Source organism: Alteromonas gilva, assembly GCF_028595265.1.
In the GTDB taxonomy this organism is placed as follows: Bacteria; Pseudomonadota; Gammaproteobacteria; order Enterobacterales; family Alteromonadaceae; genus Alteromonas; species Alteromonas gilva.
Window position 1 is genome coordinate 2,257,788 of the sequence record NZ_JAQQXP010000001.1, and the last position, 18,760, is coordinate 2,276,547.

An 18,760-nucleotide genomic window follows, 5' to 3' on the forward strand; every position below is an offset into this window, starting at 1 on the left:
ATAAAGCGTATGAAGTGAGTTAATGCAGACACAAAAAGTCATTGTTTTTGATTTGGATTTTACCTTGTGGGATTGCGGCGGCGTGTGGATAGACTGCAGCCAGCCGCCGTTTGTGCAACGTGAACGCCGTATCGTCGACAGCCGCGGTGCATATATGCGCTTATACGATGATGTGCCGCGAATATTAGCTTACTGCAAAGAAAATCAGTATCACTGCGCACTTGCATCTCGCACCACAGAGCCTGACTGGGCTAAAACGCTGCTTGGCTTACTTGATATTGACCACTATTTTCATCAGCAACAGATTTTCCCGGGCTCTAAAGTTGCGCATTTTAAGGCTCTGAAAAAAGCCTTTGGATGTGAGTATCAGGATATGCTGTTTTTCGATGATGAAATGCGCAATATTGAGGAAGTCAGCAGGTTAGGGGTAACAGCGGTGCATGTGCCCGAAGGTCTTAACTGGACATTGTTTCGCGAGTCACTTATTTGAATCATACAAAAGAGCATGGACATGCACAATCGGTATGCGGAGGTTTTCGCCGACCCATAGCACTGTAAATAGCGCCTAGAAAATAGATTCCTGAAACAACAGTCAGAAAACAATACGTCGCTAGCGCATTTAACTGCCTAGGGTACGCGAAGCGGCAAATGTACCAGCGTTAACAGTTACTACTGTTACTTGTTGCTTAATCACAGCCGTGAAACTTCTTCGTGCCCATAAACTGCATAAATTCAATAATTAGCCCTTTTATCATTCTTAATTAATCATTTAATTCTTTTGTAATATTTATTTGCAGGGGTAGCGCTCTTCATTGAGCTTAGTTATCATCGCAATAAATGATAATGGTTATTGTTTACATTTGCATAACAGAGTCTTTTGCCGGTAAGTTTACCGCTGCTGAAGGGATTAGCTTATGGGATCTATTGACACTATCAGCGTGAAACTTAACCGATTAAGCTTTACTTATACCCAAGAGATAAAATGACTATTATTAACCGATTTCACTTTTCAGCCCTTTCAATTGCTATTAGCACGATTTTGACTCCAGCCGTTTACGCAACAACAGCGCCACCGAATATAGAGAAAATATCTGTTTCAGGTGTTCGGCAAGCGTTTCGTGGAGATGTTCCTATGAGCGAGCAACCACAGAGTGTTGAATTTATTTCAACAGAAAGCCTTGATTATGCAGCAGTGAGCACGTTGACCGATATTTTTGATTTAACCCCAAGTATTACTGAGCAAAATGATTTTGGTGGTTTATGGGAAAGTTTCGCAATCCGTGGTCTGGTTGGTGATGAAAGTATTCCGTCAGGTTTTTTAATTAATGGCTACTCATCTGGCAGAAGCTTTAGCGGTACACGTGATACGAGTAATATCGAGTACGTAGAAATAATGAAAGGACCAGGCTCTGCGCTTTATGGTCGTTCTGAGCCAGGGGGGACGATTAATATAATTACTAAAAAACCACAGTTTGCAGAGCAGGGCGATATAAAAGTAACGTTGGGGAGCTGGCAAAATTACCGTGCAGAAGCTGACTACACCAATGCTATTTCAGAAAACGTAGCTTTTAGAATAAATGGGGCTGTCGAAGATGGTGAAAGTTTCCGAGACTACCATGAGTCTGGTAAAACGGTAGTCACACCTTCAATTTTATGGTTAATTTCAGATACATCAAAGTTGAATTATGAGCTCGAGTATGTCGATCAAAGCGCAACCTTTGACCGTGGTATTGTTGCCATCGATGGAAAAATAGATGCATTGCCGATTAACACCTTTTTAGGTGAACCAAGTGATAAACCAACAGAGGTTGATGCTATATCTCATCAACTTACGTTTGAGCACCAAATTGGTCAATGGTCTCTTTTGAATGGCTTTAGTTATAGTGATTCGACATTTTTAAGTGAATCGAGTGATGCCGAACTTGCGCCAGGTCGACAAGTTTATTTCAAAGATGGCGAAACATTGAGTAGGCAGCATAATCAGCGCGACTATCAAACAAAGTATCTGTCTGCGCGAACAGAGCTTAGCGGTAGTGTTGAGCTTGCTGGTTTTACACATCACTTATTAATTGGCGCAGATGCCAGCAAGTTCGATTTTGATAAATTGTGGTATCGGTATCGCCCAACCCTTGAAGACACCCGTTATGCTATTAACATGTATAACCCAGTGTATGGAAAGACGGCACCCGAAGGCTCACTATTGTATAACAGCACTGAAGTTCAGCATAGCTACGGGGTTTATGTTCAGGACCAAATAGACCTAACTGCGCAATGGAAAGTGCAAGTGGGTGGCCGGTTTGATTGGTTTGATCAGCAAATAGATAATCATATTAATCAGAAACAGTCTAAAAGTGATCAGAGTACATTTAGCCCGCGTGTCGGTCTTGTGTATGCCTACTCAGACAACCTTCAGTACTACACAAGCTATTCTGAAGGCTTCAGACCCAACAGCGGCTACGATAGTAATGGTGATGCATTTGAGCCTGAGGAAACAGCTTCTTTCGAGGCTGGTGTTAAGTTTAATACTGATAGTATGAGTGGCAGCTTTACAGTGTTTAGCGCTGAAAAAAGCAATATGTTAACTACAGATCTGCAAGCTGGTGTATCGACTGCGTTAGGTGAAGTTACAAGCGATGGCGTTGAATTTGATTTACATGGCGACATAACCAACAGTGTCTCATTTGATTTTGCTTATACTTATACTGACGCTAAAACAGCAAACGATACCGTTAATCCTGATTGGTGGGTAAAACTGCCAAAAGGTAGCCCATTACTCAATATTCCTAAACACAGTGCCAATGTTCAAATCAAGGGAGATTTAAACGACGTCATTGATTTAAATGCAACTGTAGGGCTCGCTATACAGCATGTAGGTAAGAGACTAGGTGAAACCATTGATCCTAGCTATTACTTACCGTCTTTCACATTAGTAAATATGTTCGCAAAATATTATGTGAATGATGATGTAAGCTTACAATTTAATGTCAATAATTTGCTGGATAAAAAATACTATTCCAATTCGTATTCTGCTATTTGGACTCAGCCAGGGGAACCGGTAAATTACAGATTGAGCTTAACGTATACATTTTAACTTCGTTTGAGCTATTTACGCCGGTTTGCAGACGTCGAGCCAAAGGCGGAGGTATCGTGCTGAAAAGCACAGGCGAAATTGTTCCAAGCTCGTGGACGGTGAAAGTCACGCTCATGGGGATCTACATCGTTAAATCGTTATAAGCTGGTCGCTGCGAAGTATACCGTGCACAGGCTTTTGCCGTGTATGGTATACGCAGCAGCCACCCTAATCATAAACATACTTGATTGCGCATAATGTATATTATGTTAAATACTAAACATAGTTAGTTTAGTACATCACTAGTTTGCTGACTTTACTCACAGCCATCTTGAGTAATGCATAGTTGATATTTTTGTTGTTATATTTGAGTGGTTTGAATCGCCACTAGTAATCTAGACACTTCCCAGCCGTTGGACATGGCGTTAATTTTCCTTATACGTGCCGGGCTGACACCGAAAAAGGTGGTAGCTAGAACAGCGGTGCTACGGGTCAGAAAAATGTGTAGTGATTGAAACATCGTACCCCATCAACGGGTTAAATGCATAAAAAGCTCGCCATATATAAGCCAGTGGCTTACTTGCGAGCGTCATTACTTTTATCTCATGTTTTCGTCGAAGTTTTGCTACTTAGGACCATAAGGTGCAGTTAGCACATACGGTTTATTCTTCGACAAAATTAAGGTCTTATAGAGATCATCAGTCTATGCTGATGCAATAGAAGATGGTATGCCACAAGAAGCCTGAGAGTCTCTTTATTGTTGCGCTACTTCTTATTTGTGATTGCTTGAATTGTTTGCTACCGTCAACCGAATCCGAGAGCATCGGCATTAAGTTTAGTTTAAATTCATTCGTCAAATCATAATTGTCGAAAAGGACTCTTGTTATTCATCAGGGATGGAAAATGAAACACAAGCATTTAATTCTAGCTTCGGCACTTAGTGTATTAACGGTATCATGCGGAGGGAGTTCGAAAGACTCTACAGAACCTGCACCCAATTTCGACTCAGAACCCGTTGGAAGTGTATTTGAGAATTTAAAAGAAACTTCTTACATTGCGTCTGCTGTTAGCCAAGATAATTCTTCTATTTCATATCGCTTATTAGATTCACCGGATAGTGATCTTTTCATTATCGATGGGGTCAATGGTTTGCTCACTTTCAAGGTCGCGCCCGATTTTGAAACGCCTCTAGACTCAGATAGTAATAATTTCTATGAAGTAGTAATTGAAGCACGCAGTTCAACCAATACCGTTGCTCAGCAAACCGTGGTCATCGAAGTGCTCGATGATAGTCAAATTGACTTCTCTCTCTCGTACCCTTCCCCAGAAGCTAACGTAGGTGGCACTGAAGCAGCAACCCTCGTAAGGGGTTATGTTTACGATGAAGAAGATGGGGAACTGCTTTCAACGGATATAGCATCGATCACAGTGAACGGTGTTCAAGCTTCAGTAGATATTAACGCTGAAGGAGACTGGAGTGTCGAGTTACCTATCGATGTTATGAGTGAGCGAATTGATGTCAACATAAGCTTGAACCTTCAAAACGACCAACAGATTGAAAAAGACTTTGCGCTAAACAATGCTGAAAATGTGTTTTTTACAGGTGTGAATGCTGTCGCTCTTGATGAACCGAATAGCCGTTTCTTTGCTGTAGATAATACTCGAGACATGATTTTTTCCGTCGATTTGGCAACTGGCACGAGAAAGATAGTTTCAGATTGGCAGCAAAGTATATCTTTTGAGGAAGGGCTTTCCTCTATTGCCTACCATGGATTAAACGACACTATTTTTGTAGCCACCAGTTTGGCTGGCGAAGGTAGTACCATAGTGTCGGTTGATACGACCAACGGTCAACGCGAGCTTTTAACGAATGATGGTCTTTCACACATAGCGGTAAACCCAGTTGACGACGTTCATGTATCAGAAATCACCGATATGGTTATTGACGTTGAAAACAACCGACTCCTAGCTCTGGAATTGTTTTGTCACGGTTACAAGCTTTGCAGCGACTATTATGTAAGTCTTCTGTCAATAGACATTAATACAGGCGAGCTGTCAGTGCTATCAAGAGCCCATCGCTGGGAAGACGATAGTGAGTTAAATATCGGAGTCGGTAAATATTTCGAGCCCGTTGATATGAAGTTTGATAGTGCAAATGGCCGCATTATTTCTGCTACGCAGATTGGCGCATTGGTGGGGATAGATATTGCAACAGGTGATACAACAACGCTATCAAACTACGATCAGTATTCATTCCCGGTAACCACTGACTGGCGCCCTTTATCAAACAGTGGTGTCTTAGCTGACAACTCTGTATCGTTCGTCTCATCTAGTGAACAATTAGAAGCGATTTCTGTAGAAAGTGTTAACCTTGCTACGGGAGAACGTACATGGCTGTCAGAAATACCGGTTGAGAGCTACACGGAACGAAAACGAGAAGACATCATAGTTCATGATAACGGTAGCCGACTTCTTGTATTTGGCGATAATAATACAAAGAAACAGTCAATTCTTGCAGTAGATTTAAATGACAGTTCAAAAAATGTTATTGCAGAAGCAAAAACTACTCTTAATCTAGAAAACTTTGCTGCGGGTTATGACCAATCCAATGACTCAATAATTCTCGGCTTTTCTGAGATAGGGCCAGTGTCTTTTAGCGCTAATAACGGCTCAACAACAGAGTTACCTGTTAATACAGCGGGTTTCCAGGCTCAAATTTCAACGCTACGAAGTTCATTTATCGACGATGAGAACCAAGTTATTTACCTTTCCTCTGGTTATTCAGATGATATGTCAATTTCTAAACTCAATCTGAGCAACACAGAACTATATGCGATCTCTAATGCTCAATTGGGCGATGGTCCTCTGGTGGATGCGAAGAATATTACGCTTGATGCGAGTAACAATCGCCTTTTGGCTACAAACAATGGCCAGCTCTTTGAGATTGACTTGGTAACTGGTGATAGAGCAAATATCAATTTATCTGGATATAACCTAAGTTCTATATCGCACATAGCATTACAGAATGGCGGAGAGCTTGTTTACATTGCTGACTATCAATTGAAAGCGATTTTTGAAGCTAATTTAACAACCGGCGTAATGAGATTAGTGGCAAATACAGATGTTGGTACCGGGCCCAAACTAAATGCATCGGTTATTGCGCTTGACAACACTTCAAATGATCTGATTGCTTTGGATAATGATAGCCAAGCATTGTTATACATTGACATAGAAACAGGTGATCGCACCGTTATTTCTGGCCCAAGTAGAGGTACTGGCCCTAAGATGCAGGGAGCAATTGCATTTTCTTTAGATTCCGAAAGAGAACGCGCATTTGTATTAGACGAGATAGAAAATGTACTGTTTATCGTTGACCTTTCAACTGGAGACAGAGCTATTGCCACTACACTGTAGGTAGCGGAGATTAAGCAAGGCTTATTAAGCCGTATTATATTTCGCTTGTTCTGCTTATCAAAACGGCTTGCTTAATCAAAAAAGTGAGCCGTTTTTTGTAGCTACGAGTAAACAACTCGCCATTTGGGATTAACGAATATTTCGTTTTTTGCTATTGTTAGCGCCCAAAGCTACTCAGTTGCTTGTTAGACAAACGATTAACGGTAGACACACTATCGAGTTCTTTTAACATGCGCCTGCTCAATGTTGAGCATTACTTAATACTTACGCGGTCAGTAAAAAGCCCCGCACAGCGAAACTGTTCGGGGCTTTTATCCAGATATGTTTATTGTACTGGCTATTGGTGCCTACAAACTTTCTAAGTCGTAAGCGCCTTGTTTGGATAATTTTTCATTCAGCGGTTTAACCTGCTCACTGAATAAGGTTTCCAGCTGCACTTTATATTGCTGCCACTGAGATTCCAGGTCGTCCAGACGTTTTAACGCGCCGGCTTGTGCGGGTGCGCCGGTTCTGTCGAAGTTATCCATTAAAAAGCGCACCTGTCTGTCGAGCATGTTTGGCCAGTTAATGTCATCTTCGAAAGTCTGGTGCTTAGGCTGTATTACCAGTGACTCCCAATCATCAATAGCACTGACAATCCGGTCAATAGATGCCGATACTTCACTGGCCAGCATCATATTGGTCTCGGTGACGCCATTTAACTGTGAGCGCACGCTGCGTGCTTTTTGCAAATGGGCGAACAAGTCATTCAGCAGCGTTTCGGTTGCCTTAATGCTCTTTTCAACCACTTGTAACTGCGCTGCGTTGGCTTCTTCTCTGGGATCCGGGAGTACTTTAAAACTCCGGGTTTGGCTAACATCGCCGATGCTGATTTTGGCTTTATAATCACCCGGCATTACACGAGCGCCCTTCCAGCCGCCAAACAGCATGACATTATCAATACAATTAAGCCCTTCGCGGCGTAAGTCCCACACAAACTCATTGTATCCTACGTTAGTTGAAGGATATGAAAAGCGCACCGGGCTGCGTACATCTTCATTCCCCTTGGCACATTTCTCAAACGCACCAGGCGTTGATGATAACGAGCGAACCAGTTGATTTTGACTATCAAAAATATCAATGCGCAGAGCTTGGTCTTCCGCAGGTTCTTCTTTAAGGTAATAGCGGAATGTCGCACCCCGTGGCGGGTTTTTCGCCTGGGGTTGGTCGCTCATGCTGCCACCTGAGAGTAAACGAATGCCGTCAACAGGTTCAAACTGGAACAGCGCTTCATCCTCTAAGGATTTGTGTACCTCTCGCAGCGGGCTGATGTCGTCTAATATCCAGAAGCCTCGTCCTTGCGTGGCGACGACCAGATCGTCTCCTTTCACTTTCATGTCGGTAATGGCCACCGGCGGCAGGTTTAAATCAAGCACTTGCCAGTTATCACCGTCGTCAAAACTCACAAACATGCCGCTTTCGGTACCGGCATACAGCATGCCTTCACGCTCAGTGTCTTCTCGTACCACCCTAACAAACGCGTCTTCGGGTAAACCATCGTCAATACGTTTCCAGCGCTTACCGTAGTTTTCGGTCTTATAAATATACGGGCTGTAATCATTGAGCTTGTAGCCAGTGACTGCAACGTAAGCTGTCCCCTCGTTATGGGGGCTTAATTCGATGGCATTCACCTGCGCTTCTTTTTTATGCGGCGTAATATCCTGCCAGCTTTTACCTTCGTTGCGAGTCAGGTGCAATTTACCATCATCAGCTCCCACCCAAAGCTCACCGGCATTTACCGGCGATTCAGCAATATAAAACACCGTGTTGTAATACTCGGCTCCAGCCTGCTCATTGGTGATTGGACCGCCGTTAAGGCCTTGCTTTTCGGGATCGTTGCGGGTTAAATCCGGGCTGATTTCCTGCCAGTTAACTCCCCTGTCGGTGGTTTTGAGGATCATTTGCGTGCCGTAGTACACGGTTTTAGGATCGTGTTGCGACACCAATACCGGCGCATTCCAGTTAGTCCGGTATTTTTGATCGCGCGCATTGCGACCAAATACGTATTCCGGATAAGGCATAATCGGGCGGGTTAATCCGTTATCGCGATTGTATTCAGTGAGCGTACCATTAATGGTAGTGGCGTAAATCAGCTCAGGGTTATCGGCATCAAAGGCAATATGGGCGCTTTCCCCACCGCCCACAGCGAACTGTTCATCAATGCTAATACCGCTGTCCCACGTTGCCGAGGGCGTTGCCATGGTGGTGTTATCCTGCTGGCCGCCATACACGTAATAAGGGTTTAGATTGTCGGTAATCACCCGGTAAAACTGGGCGGTTGGCTGATTATAAATGGTCGACCACGAATCGCCGCCATCAAAGGTAACCGTTGCCCCGCCGTCGTTGGCGTTAATCATGTTCAGGCTGTTGTCCGGGTTAATCCACATATCGTGGGTGTCACCATGCGGCAGCGACTTAATTTCAAAGGTTTTACCGCCGTCTATAGACTTATGCAGCTGCACATTCATTACGTACAGGGTATTTTCGTCATTGGGATCAACCTTTATGTGGTTGTAATACCAGGCGCGCGCCTGAAGAATGTTGTCGCCGTTCATCAGCTGCCAGGATTTACCGGCATCGTTACTGCGATACAGCCCGCCTTCATCGGCTTCAATAATGGCATATAAACGCTTGGGATTAGACGCGGCAATGTCGATGCCCACCTTACCAATTAATGACGGTAAGCCGTTTTCCAGTTTATTCCAGGTGTCGCCGCCGTCGGTAGACTTGTATAAACCACCGCCCTCACCGCCGGATTTTATAAACCAGGGGGTACGACCATGGTGCCACATGCTGGCATATAACACTCTGGGGTTAGAGGGATCTATGGTTAAATCGGCGGCGCCAGTGTCGGCATTAACCTTAAGCACATGCTGCCAGGTTTTACCGCCATCGGTGGTTTTGTAAATACCACGCTCTTCGTTGGGCGCCCAAATATTGCCTTGTACTGCAGCCCAGGCAATGTCTGGGTTGTCAGGGTGAATACGAATCTTAGGGATTTGGCCCCGCTTGTCTAACCCTACAAGCTGCCAGGTTTCACCACCATCGGTGGATTTATAAATACCTTTACCATGGCTGGTTGTAACGCCCCGGATCGGGCCTTCGCCTGTACCAACATAAATAACGTTCGGATCGGAAGGCGCCACCGCAATTGAGCCGATACTGCCCACTGCAAAATCGTCATCGGAGAGTGGTTGCCACGACAAACCGGCATCGTCGGTTTTCCACACCCCTCCTCCGGCGGTCCCCATGTAATACAGATTGGTATTGCCTTCAACGCCCGTTACTGCAACCGAACGGCCACCACGATAAGGGCCAATAAAACGGTATTCCATTTTATCAAAAAGTTCGGGGTTAACGGTGTCTTTGAGTGCATAAGCAGATGGAGACATACTTACTAATGTGCCAACCGACACAACCATCGCTACGAGTGTTCGCCGTGAGATCATTATTGAGCGCCTTATTATTGTTTTGGTAAAACTAAACCCATAATGCAACGATGCGCAGATTGAGCAAAGGCTTTTAAGCGCATGTATTCATCACTTTACCCCAATAGCGTTGTTTAGCATACAGGCAGGGTAATGCGAGCCTGTTCACTTAAGGTATAAGGTTAACAGGTGGCTCAAAGCAAAGCGCCCCCAAAGCCAGGCTGGCTAATGGAGGCGCTTTGAATATTACCGAAGCTTATTTTAATCGGTTATTACCGGTGCTCCCGGTGTCCATGGGCCACCAGCTTTCATGATGGCTGACTGCAGCGTTGGTATAGCGTCCTGTTGCAGGGCAGCAATACCGGTACTGACTTCCTCCAGCCCTTCTGTTGCGAAACCAAACTGCTCAATATGCTGTTGCGTTGGTCCGTAAGAAGAGCGGTTGGCCGACATCGCAAATCGCAGTCGGCTGTTAATGTTAGCCGGTTTTTTTCCCATACGATCACGCGACTCCAAACCGTATACCTCCTGTTTAAGGCGGTTAATTTCGGCAGTTATTTCAGCATAACTTTTTTCCAGCGCCTCCAGATTGCCTGGCGTTTGATCTATGGCGCTGCGAATAAGTGCCATCGTATCCGGCAACGCTTTTAATACCGCTGTGACAGCGGATAAGCGTTTTTCTGCGGCAACAAGTTGCTTACCGAAGCGCAAAATCTGCTCATCCGAAGGCCCTTCGATGGAGTTGTTATAAATTGCCTGTAATTCAAACTCTACCGGTGCAGCCAAGGCGGTTATGTTGCTCCCTACCCGCTTGAATAAGGTTGCAGTATAAGTCCCTGTAGGCGCAACGAGTCCTTTCCCCAGCGGATGCCACCGTGAAGTTTTACCGCCGGTAACAGCACTGGCTTTGGCATAGGTCATATCCCAGGTGATACGGTGCAGCCCCTTGGTCACATCGCCGGTAACCCGGTTAACCACGTTGCCGTTGGTGTCCTTGATCTCAACGTACACTGCCGGCTCAGCTTCCTGATTTTCTTTCTCGATGTCTGTCCAGCTCGGGTACTTAGGATAGTTTTCCTTTTCAACCATCGCTTTTTCGGCTTGCTGGCGCTTTTCCCTGGCGGTTAGCAGACTATCTTTTAAATAATAGGTGAGTGTTGCACCATAAGGCGGATTCTCAGCAACGAACCGGTCATTCCCGTCAGAGTCGCTGTGATTGGTATCTTCGCGGTACCATTTTACCGGCCGGCTTGGCGCAAATAGCATCGCGTCTTCTTTGAGTGATTCGGGCGTTAAGGCTCTTAGCGGGCCGTAATCGTCCAGAATATATATCCCGCGGCCAAAGGTACCGGCTACCAGATCATTCTCGCGTCGCTGTATTTTTACATCGCGGGTCGAAATAGTCGGCATGCCGCCATTAAGTTCTACCCATTGCTTGCCACCATCCACAGTAAAGAAAATGCCAAACTCGGTACCAATAAACAGCAGGTTTTCGTTCTCATGATCCTGCACAATCCGCCACACCAGGTGTTTGTCAGGCAGTGTTTGTGCAAGTGACGTCCATTTTTTACCCAGATCAGTGGTTTTAATCAGGTAAGGCTTATAGTCGCCGTACTTGTGGTTGTCCAGGGCCACATACACCGTGTTTGGATCGAACAGGTCGGCACGAATGTCGTTCACATAGGCTGTCGACGGAATACCTTTTATGTCTTTTAAATCAATCTTTTTCCAGGTTTTACCGCCATTGGTTGTGACCTGAATCAAGCCATCGTCAGTCCCTACCCACAGGATATTTTCATCCACCGGGCTTTCCGCAAAGTTAGCGATGGTATGAAATTCCGACATGGCATAGATATCCCAACCAGCCTCTACCGACCAGGTCCTGCCCATCATTGGCATATGCATGCGGTTGCCGTTTTTAGTGAGATCGCCGGATAACGGCGTCCAGCTATTGCCGCGGTCATCCGAGCGCCACACGCGCTGTGAGGCAAAGTAAATGCGTTTAGGATCGTGCGCCGAGACATTTATGGGTGCATCCCAGTTATAACGCTCCGCCGGCTCGCCCGGTCTTGGCTGTGGCTGGATGCTCAGGCTTTCACGGGTGTTGACGTCGTGACGAGCTAAATTACCTTGTTGTGACTGCGCATACACAATATCCGGATTGCCAGGCTCAGTTGCCGGCTGATGACCGTCGCCGCCTAAGGCTAAAAACCAATCTTTGTTTTTAATGCCCTCTTTTTTACGCGTGCGTGAGGGGCCGCCCTGGGTTGAGTTATCCTGCGTACCGCCATATATCATGTAAAACGGCGAGGAATCGTCCGGTGCCACTTTATAAAACTGCGCCAGCGGCAGGTTGGCAATGTAGCGCCAGTTTGCCATGCGGTCGTGCGACATATAAATGCCGCCATCTGACCCAATTAACACAAAGTCAGGATCCGTGGGGTGAAACGCAAACGCATGATCATCCACATGTTTGCGGTCGGTGTTGATGGGTGTCCAGGTTTTACCGCCGTCATCGGATACTTTACTGTAGTTACTGGCAATATAAACCCGGTCAAATTGATGGGGATCAGCAAAAATTTCCTGATAATAATGCGGGCCTGTACCAGCGCCTACCTCATCAGACATTTTCTCCCAACTCGCACCATAATTGCTGCTGCGGTAAAATCCACCTTTACGGTTATCGGTTTCGATTGTGGCGTATAACACCTCTGGCTGCATGGCCGATATGGCCATGCCGATTTTGCCCATATTGCCCTTCGGCAAACCGGTCTTTAGTTCTGTCCAGCTTTCGCCACCGTCTTCGCTGGTAAAAATGCCTGCACCAGGACCTGTTCCTACATACGCGGCAATGGTGCGCTGACGTGACCAGGTAGCGGCATAAAGACGATCCGGATTAGTGGGATCAATAAGCAATGAGGTTACACCCGTCCATTCGTCTTCAGGCGTCAGTACTCTTTTCCAGGTTTTACCACCGTCGATAGTTTTATACAGGCCTCGTTCACCGCCACTGGTCCATAGCGGGCCTTGTACCGCCGCCCATACAGTATTGGAATCCGTTGGATGAACAATAATATCGGAGATATGCTCTGATTTGGCCAGCCCCATATTTTGCCAGGTTTTACCGCCATCGAGGGATTTGTAAATACCGTCACCAAAACTGATATGACGTCCGCCGTTATTCTCGCCGGTTCCAACCCAGACAATATTTGAATTAGACGGGTCTATGGTAACATCGCCTGTGGAGTAAACAGCTTGCTCATCAAAGATCGGTGTCCAGGTAGTTCCGGCGTTGACGGTTTTCCACACGCCCCCCGAACCCACCGCGGTGTACCAAATATTTGGGTTGTTTTGATCAACGGCAATGTCGGCGATACGCCCGGACATATAAGCCGGGCCAATGTTACGCATTTTTAATGCGCTAAAGGTTTCAGCGTTAAAGGGGGATATGGGGGTGTCGTTGGTGTTTTTTGCTGCCAGCCCCTGGGTACTGAGCAGCGCTGTTGCAATAAGAGCAGTTTTAATTATTTTCTGCATAGTGTCTCCGATTGTATAATTTTTATTGTTATCCCTAATTCAAGATAAAATGAAATTCCAACACGATCAATAACATCCTGTTATTCATGCAATCGGGACAATGGCACAATATCAATACAAATATCATGGCAAAGGAGTATACGTTGTCAGGCAGTCACCATGAATTACAGCTTCTGTTAAGGGTTGTTGCTTTACTGGGGGTTATGGTTAGCCCGGTACTTTTCGCTCAATCGCCTGATGAAACACTGCGTATAAAAGTGACTGAACGCGCCCCTGATGCGTTGAGTAATGTGCTAAAAATTCAGCCCTCGCAACAGATATTTACCGAAACCAGTTTTAGTAACAATAGCCTGGCAACACTATTGAGCGACGCCCCGGCGATTAACTTAAACGGTCAGGGTGGCTTGTTTCAGACTATTAGTATTCGTGGTTATTCCCGCTGGCGAATGAGCACTCAGGTCGAAGGCATTCCCATTCACACCGATAGGCGCGCAGGCACTGCGGTGGAATTTTTACCGCCTGATATGGTGGGCCGGGCGTCACTCATCACCGGTGCCGCATCTACACAGCTAGGCTCCGGCGCAATAGGCGGCGGTATTAACTTTGCTCTGGCCACACCCCGGCAATCCACGTTGGACGTTAACTACGGGCTGCGCAATGATTACCGTGAAGTAGCATTTTATGGCACCGATGACTCACAATCCTGGAGTTGGTTGTTCAACCACCGACACGCCAACAATAGCACCGATGCCAACCGCCACCCTATTACCGACCAATTTGAGCAGCAGGCGTTTGCCCTTCGCAAAACCGATCATCATGGCACTGTAAAAGACGCATTAATACTGTATTCCACCTCGAACAATATTGCCAAAGCCAGCGCCGATGATCCACAGACGCGCACTACGCTTTACCCCAACAATGATCATTTATTGGGGAAAGTGGAGTTCAACTGGCACAACGCCACGCTGTATGTGCATGATGCAGCCCTAACCACTGTGGTTAGTCGCCCTGGTAAACGGGTTAACTACATTCAGAATGAAGCTCGTACCCTGGGCGCACAACTAAACGATGCCATGCCGCTTGGCGATTGGCTGCTGCTATGGCGGGCAGGCGTCGATGGACGGCTCGACGTAAACGTGCAGGAGCAGGAACGCGATAACAACAACGCCTTGGTGTTTGCCAGAGCCAACCTGCGTGCTGATCAATGGGAGTCATTTGTTGCTGCAGATATCAGTAAGCAAATCACTACCGGCACGCTGGCCGCAGGCGCCCGGCTCGCTCACATGTATCAGCGCGATAAGTTAAGCGGTCACACACAATCAGATCACAACCTCAGTGCCTTTATTGGCTACAAGCATGCCATTACTGAGCAATGGTATGCTTCTGCCTACGTGAGTAATGGCTTTCGGGTGCCCAGCTTAACTGAACGTTTTTACAACGGTTCCACACCACGGGGCACCACAGAAGGTGCAACAGATTTACGTACGGAGCGCGCCCGAAACGCAGAAGGCTCGTTAATTTATGAAACACCTGACAGTACTGTATCGTTTACGGTGTTTAGCCAGCATATTAATAACTACATCGAACGTGTCACTGTTAATGATGAACTAAGGCGCTATCAGAATCTCGGCGCTGCGCGGATAGACGGCATTAATTATCAGGCCTCCCACAGCATAGATTGGGCTCGCTCACACTGGCAACTGCGTGTGGGCGGTCAATGGTTGTCGGGTAAGGATAATAACGGACAAGCGATAGCGGATATCGCGCCAGCGCAACACCGTATGTCGCTCACCTGGTTTGGCAGCCAGTCACAGGCCTTCATTGCCCTGACTCACCGCCAGTCATCTCATGACAAGGTGCCCGGGGAACAACCGACAACAAGCATCGATGTAGTTGATGCAGGTTATCAGTATCGCATCAATGATAGTCTGGAAATGTCGTTGAACCTGACTAATCTGACCAATGCAAACTATGTCACATCAAGAGATGATTTAGCCCCTTTCGCTACAGGCCGCGATATGACCCTGAGCATTACAGCGTATTTGTAACCTGATGCTGCATACATAGGTTCACCGCTTTTAGCGAATGCAAAGGGAGCCTGATCGGGTGATTAGGTGTTTTACGTGATTCCGATTATCATGCCCATGACAATAAAACAGAGATAAAATAACTGTGCGCAACCAACTTCGACAACTTAGCCGACAACTGCATTTATGGACGGCGCTGCTAATATTAGTGCCCTCGTTAATCGTGATTGGCAGCGGGCTATTGCTCCAGATTAAAAAGCAATCAGACTGGATCCAGCCGCCAACCCAGCGTGGTACAGCGCAACAACCGGCAATTCCATTTAGTGAAGTACTGCACATTGCCCAAACGATTCCCGAGCTGGACGTGACTGGTTGGCAGCAAATCGACCGACTCGACGTACGACCAGACAAAGGGATTATCAAAGTGTTTGCCAACAACCGCTGGGAAGCGCAAATAGATGCCCAAAGTGGTGAAATCCTGCAGGTAGCTTACCGGCGTTCCGATATTATCGAGTCTATTCACGACGGCAGCTGGTTTGCTGAAAGAGCAAAGCTGTGGCTGTTTTTACCAGCCGGGATCCTGCTATTCGTAATGTGGTGCAGTGGCCTTGTATTGCTGATTAGCACCCTGAAAAGCAAATATAAAAAACGCACCTACCGGTTAAAACGCGATGAGTAAATGGCCAACAGGCGATACAAAAAGGCACGGTATGAGCCGTGCCTTTAATAACTGTATTCTGTTACAAACAAATGCGTGTAAACACAGCGCCTGCCACCTATTTGGGTAATATTACGCTATCTATTACGTGAATAACGCCGTTGCTGCCCATTATATCGGTAGCTACCACAGTGGCATTATCTACCATTACTTTGCCCATAGATGTGCTTATCGCAATGCTACCACCTTGCAATGTTTCAGCTGTAGACAGCTTTACCACCTGGCCTGCGGTAACCTTACCTGGTACCACATGATAAGTGAGTATCTCAACAAGCTTGGCTTTGTTTTCAGGTTTTAGCAGGCTTTCTAACGTCCCTGCCGGCAGTTTTGCAAAAGCATCGTTAGTGGGTGCAAAAACGGTAAACGGACCATCACCTTGTAATGCGCCGACCAAATCAGCCGCCTTTAATGCTGTTACCAGTGTACTAAAGTCAGGGTTATCAACCGCAATCGAAACCACCGATGGTTTCATATCATGTTTTTTTTCGCCATGGTGATTGGCCAGTGCCGTCATCGAAACAGCCGCGATAGAGACAGTCATTACAATGGATTTAATCAAGTTTTTCATCAAATAATACCTTTTAGTTGACCGAAATAAGCCGGCATTAAGAAAATTGTCATGCCTCAGTCATGTAAGTCGAGACTGCGCATACAGCTGTTACAGCAACCAACTAATAATGGATGAAATTTAAACACCAAAGTAAGATGAACAACATCTGGTAGCGACAACGAGCACCAATGCATCGTTTTATATGGTTATTTGACTGCTCACGAGGCTTTGCCTAAGCGCGCAGCGTCATATCGCGCCTAAAAAACTGACAAATGTAGGCACAGCTGTCGAAAACCGCCATGGTCGTTCGACGTGGTAGCGGAGAGATGTTCTTTCCAATTCGGTCCGACTACTTATACAAGGAAATAAACCATGCAATATATGTTACTGATTTATGGCGTTGAAGGCGCTGACGATGTGGATATGAGCACACTACTGCAACAATATGCAGTGTTTAGCGATGAAGCTGCTGCCGCTGGCGTATTAATTTCGGGTGAAGGGCTGGAACCGGTTTCCACCGCTACGTCTGTGCGGGTGAGAGACGGTGAAATATCAATCACCGACGGACCTTTTGCCGAAACAAAAGAAGCCCTCGGCGGCTACTACCTGCTTGATTGCGATAACCTCGATGTTGCTCTTCACTGGGCAGCCAAAATACCCTCGGCCCGCTACGGCACGGTTGAGGTGCGTCCGGTTATGGCCTACGAATAGCCAAAGTCGTGGATCAACACGCTCTCACCCGGCTGTTCAGAGCAGAGCATGGCCGCATTATTGCGGCCATGCTCTGTTACACGCAGGATCTGGATTTAATCGAAGACGCTTTACAAGACGCCTGTTTACAGGCAATAGAGCAATGGCCTGATAAGGGCCAGCCCAATAATCTCGGTGCGTGGTTACTCACGGTTACAAAACGGCGCATGATTGATCGGATGCGTCGCCACCATTATCAGAAAAGCCATCCCGACAGCGACGTAATCATTGGCAAAATTGAGGCAAAAGAAGAGCCGTTAGCCGATGACTACGAGATTGAAGATGAACAACTAAAGTTAATATTTACCTGTTGCCACCCTGCTCTGCCGCGCGACTCACGCATCGCATTAACATTAAAAACCTTATGCGGATTATCGGCCAGAGAAATCGCCCGCGCTTTTTTAACCTCAGAACCGACCATGCTGCAGCGCCTGACCCGGGCAAAACAAAAAATTCAACGTGCCGCAATCCCCTATCATGTTCCACAAGGCGAGCAACTCAGCCAACGATTACCCAGTGTGCTGGAGGTGATCTATCTCATTTACAACGAGTCGCACACGGCAATGGAGGGGCAAACCTTAAGCCGGGAAGAATTGGCGAATGAAGCACTGCGCCTCACCGACTTACTCCAACACACGCTATCAACCCCTGAGGTGACAGGGCTTAAAGCACTTATGTTGTTTAATGAGGCCAGGCGATCGGCGCGTGTCACCAGTACTGGCGATTATATACCTCTTGCACTGCAGGACAGGTCGGCATGGCATCGCCATACCATCGAAGAAGCCCATGCTCTGCTAACCGCTGCACTGCGCCAATCAGCAGTCGGGCCTTATCAATTGCAGGCTGCTATTAGTGGCTTGCACTGTAAAGCACCGTCCTGGCAACAAACCGACTGGCTACAAATTTATGCGTTGTATCAGATGTTAGCAACCTTGCAGCCCAGTCCGGTTGTGGCACTTAATCAATGCGTTGCACTTGCCTATAGCGGTTCTCCCGACAAAGCCTACGGGCAATTAAATGCGCTGGCTCCCAGCTTGCAGCGCTACCAGCCTTTCTTTGCCGCTAAAGCCGAAATTGCCAGTCTGTTAAACCGCCACGATGCCGCTATTGATGCGTATCAATGTGCCATTGCCCTGACTCAGAACCAGGTGGAACAAGCCTATTTAGCAGGCAAGCTTGAGGCATTAAAGACGCACGGTGAGGCTGGTTAGGCGGTAATGCAAGAAT

At 46.6% G+C, this 18,760-nt stretch carries 10 protein-coding genes; 7 read left to right on the top strand and 3 right to left on the bottom strand.

Annotated elements, in window-relative coordinates; all coding sequences use genetic code 11:
* The first annotated feature begins 22 nt into the window (after positions 1-22).
* From OIK42_RS09870 to OIK42_RS09880, 3 genes are all read left to right on the top strand, one after another.
* Positions 23-490: a magnesium-dependent phosphatase-1 gene (locus OIK42_RS09870; RefSeq protein WP_273640135.1), complete on the top strand. Its 468-nt coding sequence runs from the start codon at positions 23-25 to the stop codon at positions 488-490.
* A gap of 492 nt (positions 491-982) precedes the next feature.
* Entirely contained in the window at positions 983-3,091 is a 2,109-nt protein-coding gene (locus OIK42_RS09875) for a TonB-dependent siderophore receptor (RefSeq protein WP_273640137.1), read from the top strand.
* Between the two features lie 882 nt (positions 3,092-3,973).
* Positions 3,974-6,484, top strand: a complete 2,511-nt coding sequence (locus tag OIK42_RS09880) for a hypothetical protein (protein WP_273640139.1) — start codon at positions 3,974-3,976, stop codon at positions 6,482-6,484.
* A gap of 347 nt (positions 6,485-6,831) precedes the next feature.
* Here the strand turns inward: OIK42_RS09880 and OIK42_RS09885 are convergent, their stop codons facing one another.
* Together OIK42_RS09885 and OIK42_RS09890 are read right to left on the bottom strand one after the other, a co-directional pair.
* Complete coding sequence (locus tag OIK42_RS09885; protein WP_273640141.1) at positions 6,832-9,972, bottom strand: WD40/YVTN/BNR-like repeat-containing protein; 3,141 nt, start codon at positions 9,970-9,972, stop codon at positions 6,832-6,834.
* Positions 9,973-10,212: 240 nt separating this feature from the next.
* Positions 10,213-13,488, bottom strand: a complete 3,276-nt coding sequence (locus OIK42_RS09890; RefSeq protein WP_273640143.1) for a VPS10 domain-containing protein — start codon at positions 13,486-13,488, stop codon at positions 10,213-10,215.
* A 143-nt stretch (positions 13,489-13,631) separates the two neighbouring features.
* Between OIK42_RS09890 and OIK42_RS09895 the strand changes: the two genes are divergently transcribed.
* Both OIK42_RS09895 and OIK42_RS09900 read left to right on the top strand, forming a co-directional pair.
* A complete protein-coding gene (locus OIK42_RS09895) occupies positions 13,632-15,536 on the top strand; it encodes a TonB-dependent receptor plug domain-containing protein (protein WP_273640145.1) in 1,905 nt (634 codons plus the stop codon).
* A gap of 124 nt (positions 15,537-15,660) precedes the next feature.
* Positions 15,661-16,194 carry a PepSY domain-containing protein gene (locus OIK42_RS09900; protein WP_273640147.1) on the top strand — a complete coding sequence of 178 codons (534 nt, stop codon included), beginning with the start codon at positions 15,661-15,663 and terminating at the stop codon, positions 16,192-16,194.
* Positions 16,195-16,291: 97 nt separating this feature from the next.
* Here OIK42_RS09900 and OIK42_RS09905 read toward each other — a convergent pair whose 3' ends face one another.
* Positions 16,292-16,801: a fasciclin domain-containing protein gene (locus OIK42_RS09905; protein ID WP_273640149.1), complete on the bottom strand. Its 510-nt coding sequence runs from the start codon at positions 16,799-16,801 to the stop codon at positions 16,292-16,294.
* A 354-nt stretch (positions 16,802-17,155) separates the two neighbouring features.
* On the opposite strand from OIK42_RS09905, the gene OIK42_RS09910 reads away from it, so the two are divergent.
* Both OIK42_RS09910 and OIK42_RS09915 read left to right on the top strand, forming a co-directional pair.
* On the top strand, positions 17,156-17,494 hold the full coding sequence (locus OIK42_RS09910; RefSeq protein ID WP_273640151.1) for a YciI family protein: 339 nt from the start codon (positions 17,156-17,158) through the stop codon (positions 17,492-17,494).
* 8 nt (positions 17,495-17,502) lie between these two features.
* A complete protein-coding gene (locus OIK42_RS09915; protein ID WP_273640153.1) occupies positions 17,503-18,744 on the top strand; it encodes an RNA polymerase sigma factor in 1,242 nt (413 codons plus the stop codon).
* Positions 18,745-18,760 lie beyond the last annotated feature (16 nt).

Coding starts and splice junctions, on each gene's coding strand:
- OIK42_RS09870 (WP_273640135.1), top strand. CDS start 23: ATGCAGACACAAAAAGTCATTGTTTTTGATTTGGATTTTACCTTGTGG.
- OIK42_RS09875 (WP_273640137.1), top strand. CDS start 983: ATGACTATTATTAACCGATTTCACTTTTCAGCCCTTTCAATTGCTATT.
- OIK42_RS09880 (WP_273640139.1), top strand. CDS start 3,974: ATGAAACACAAGCATTTAATTCTAGCTTCGGCACTTAGTGTATTAACG.
- OIK42_RS09885 (WP_273640141.1), bottom strand. CDS start 9,972: ATGATCTCACGGCGAACACTCGTAGCGATGGTTGTGTCGGTTGGCACA.
- OIK42_RS09890 (WP_273640143.1), bottom strand. CDS start 13,488: ATGCAGAAAATAATTAAAACTGCTCTTATTGCAACAGCGCTGCTCAGT.
- OIK42_RS09905 (WP_273640149.1), bottom strand. CDS start 16,801: ATGAAAAACTTGATTAAATCCATTGTAATGACTGTCTCTATCGCGGCT.
- OIK42_RS09910 (WP_273640151.1), top strand. CDS start 17,156: ATGCAATATATGTTACTGATTTATGGCGTTGAAGGCGCTGACGATGTG.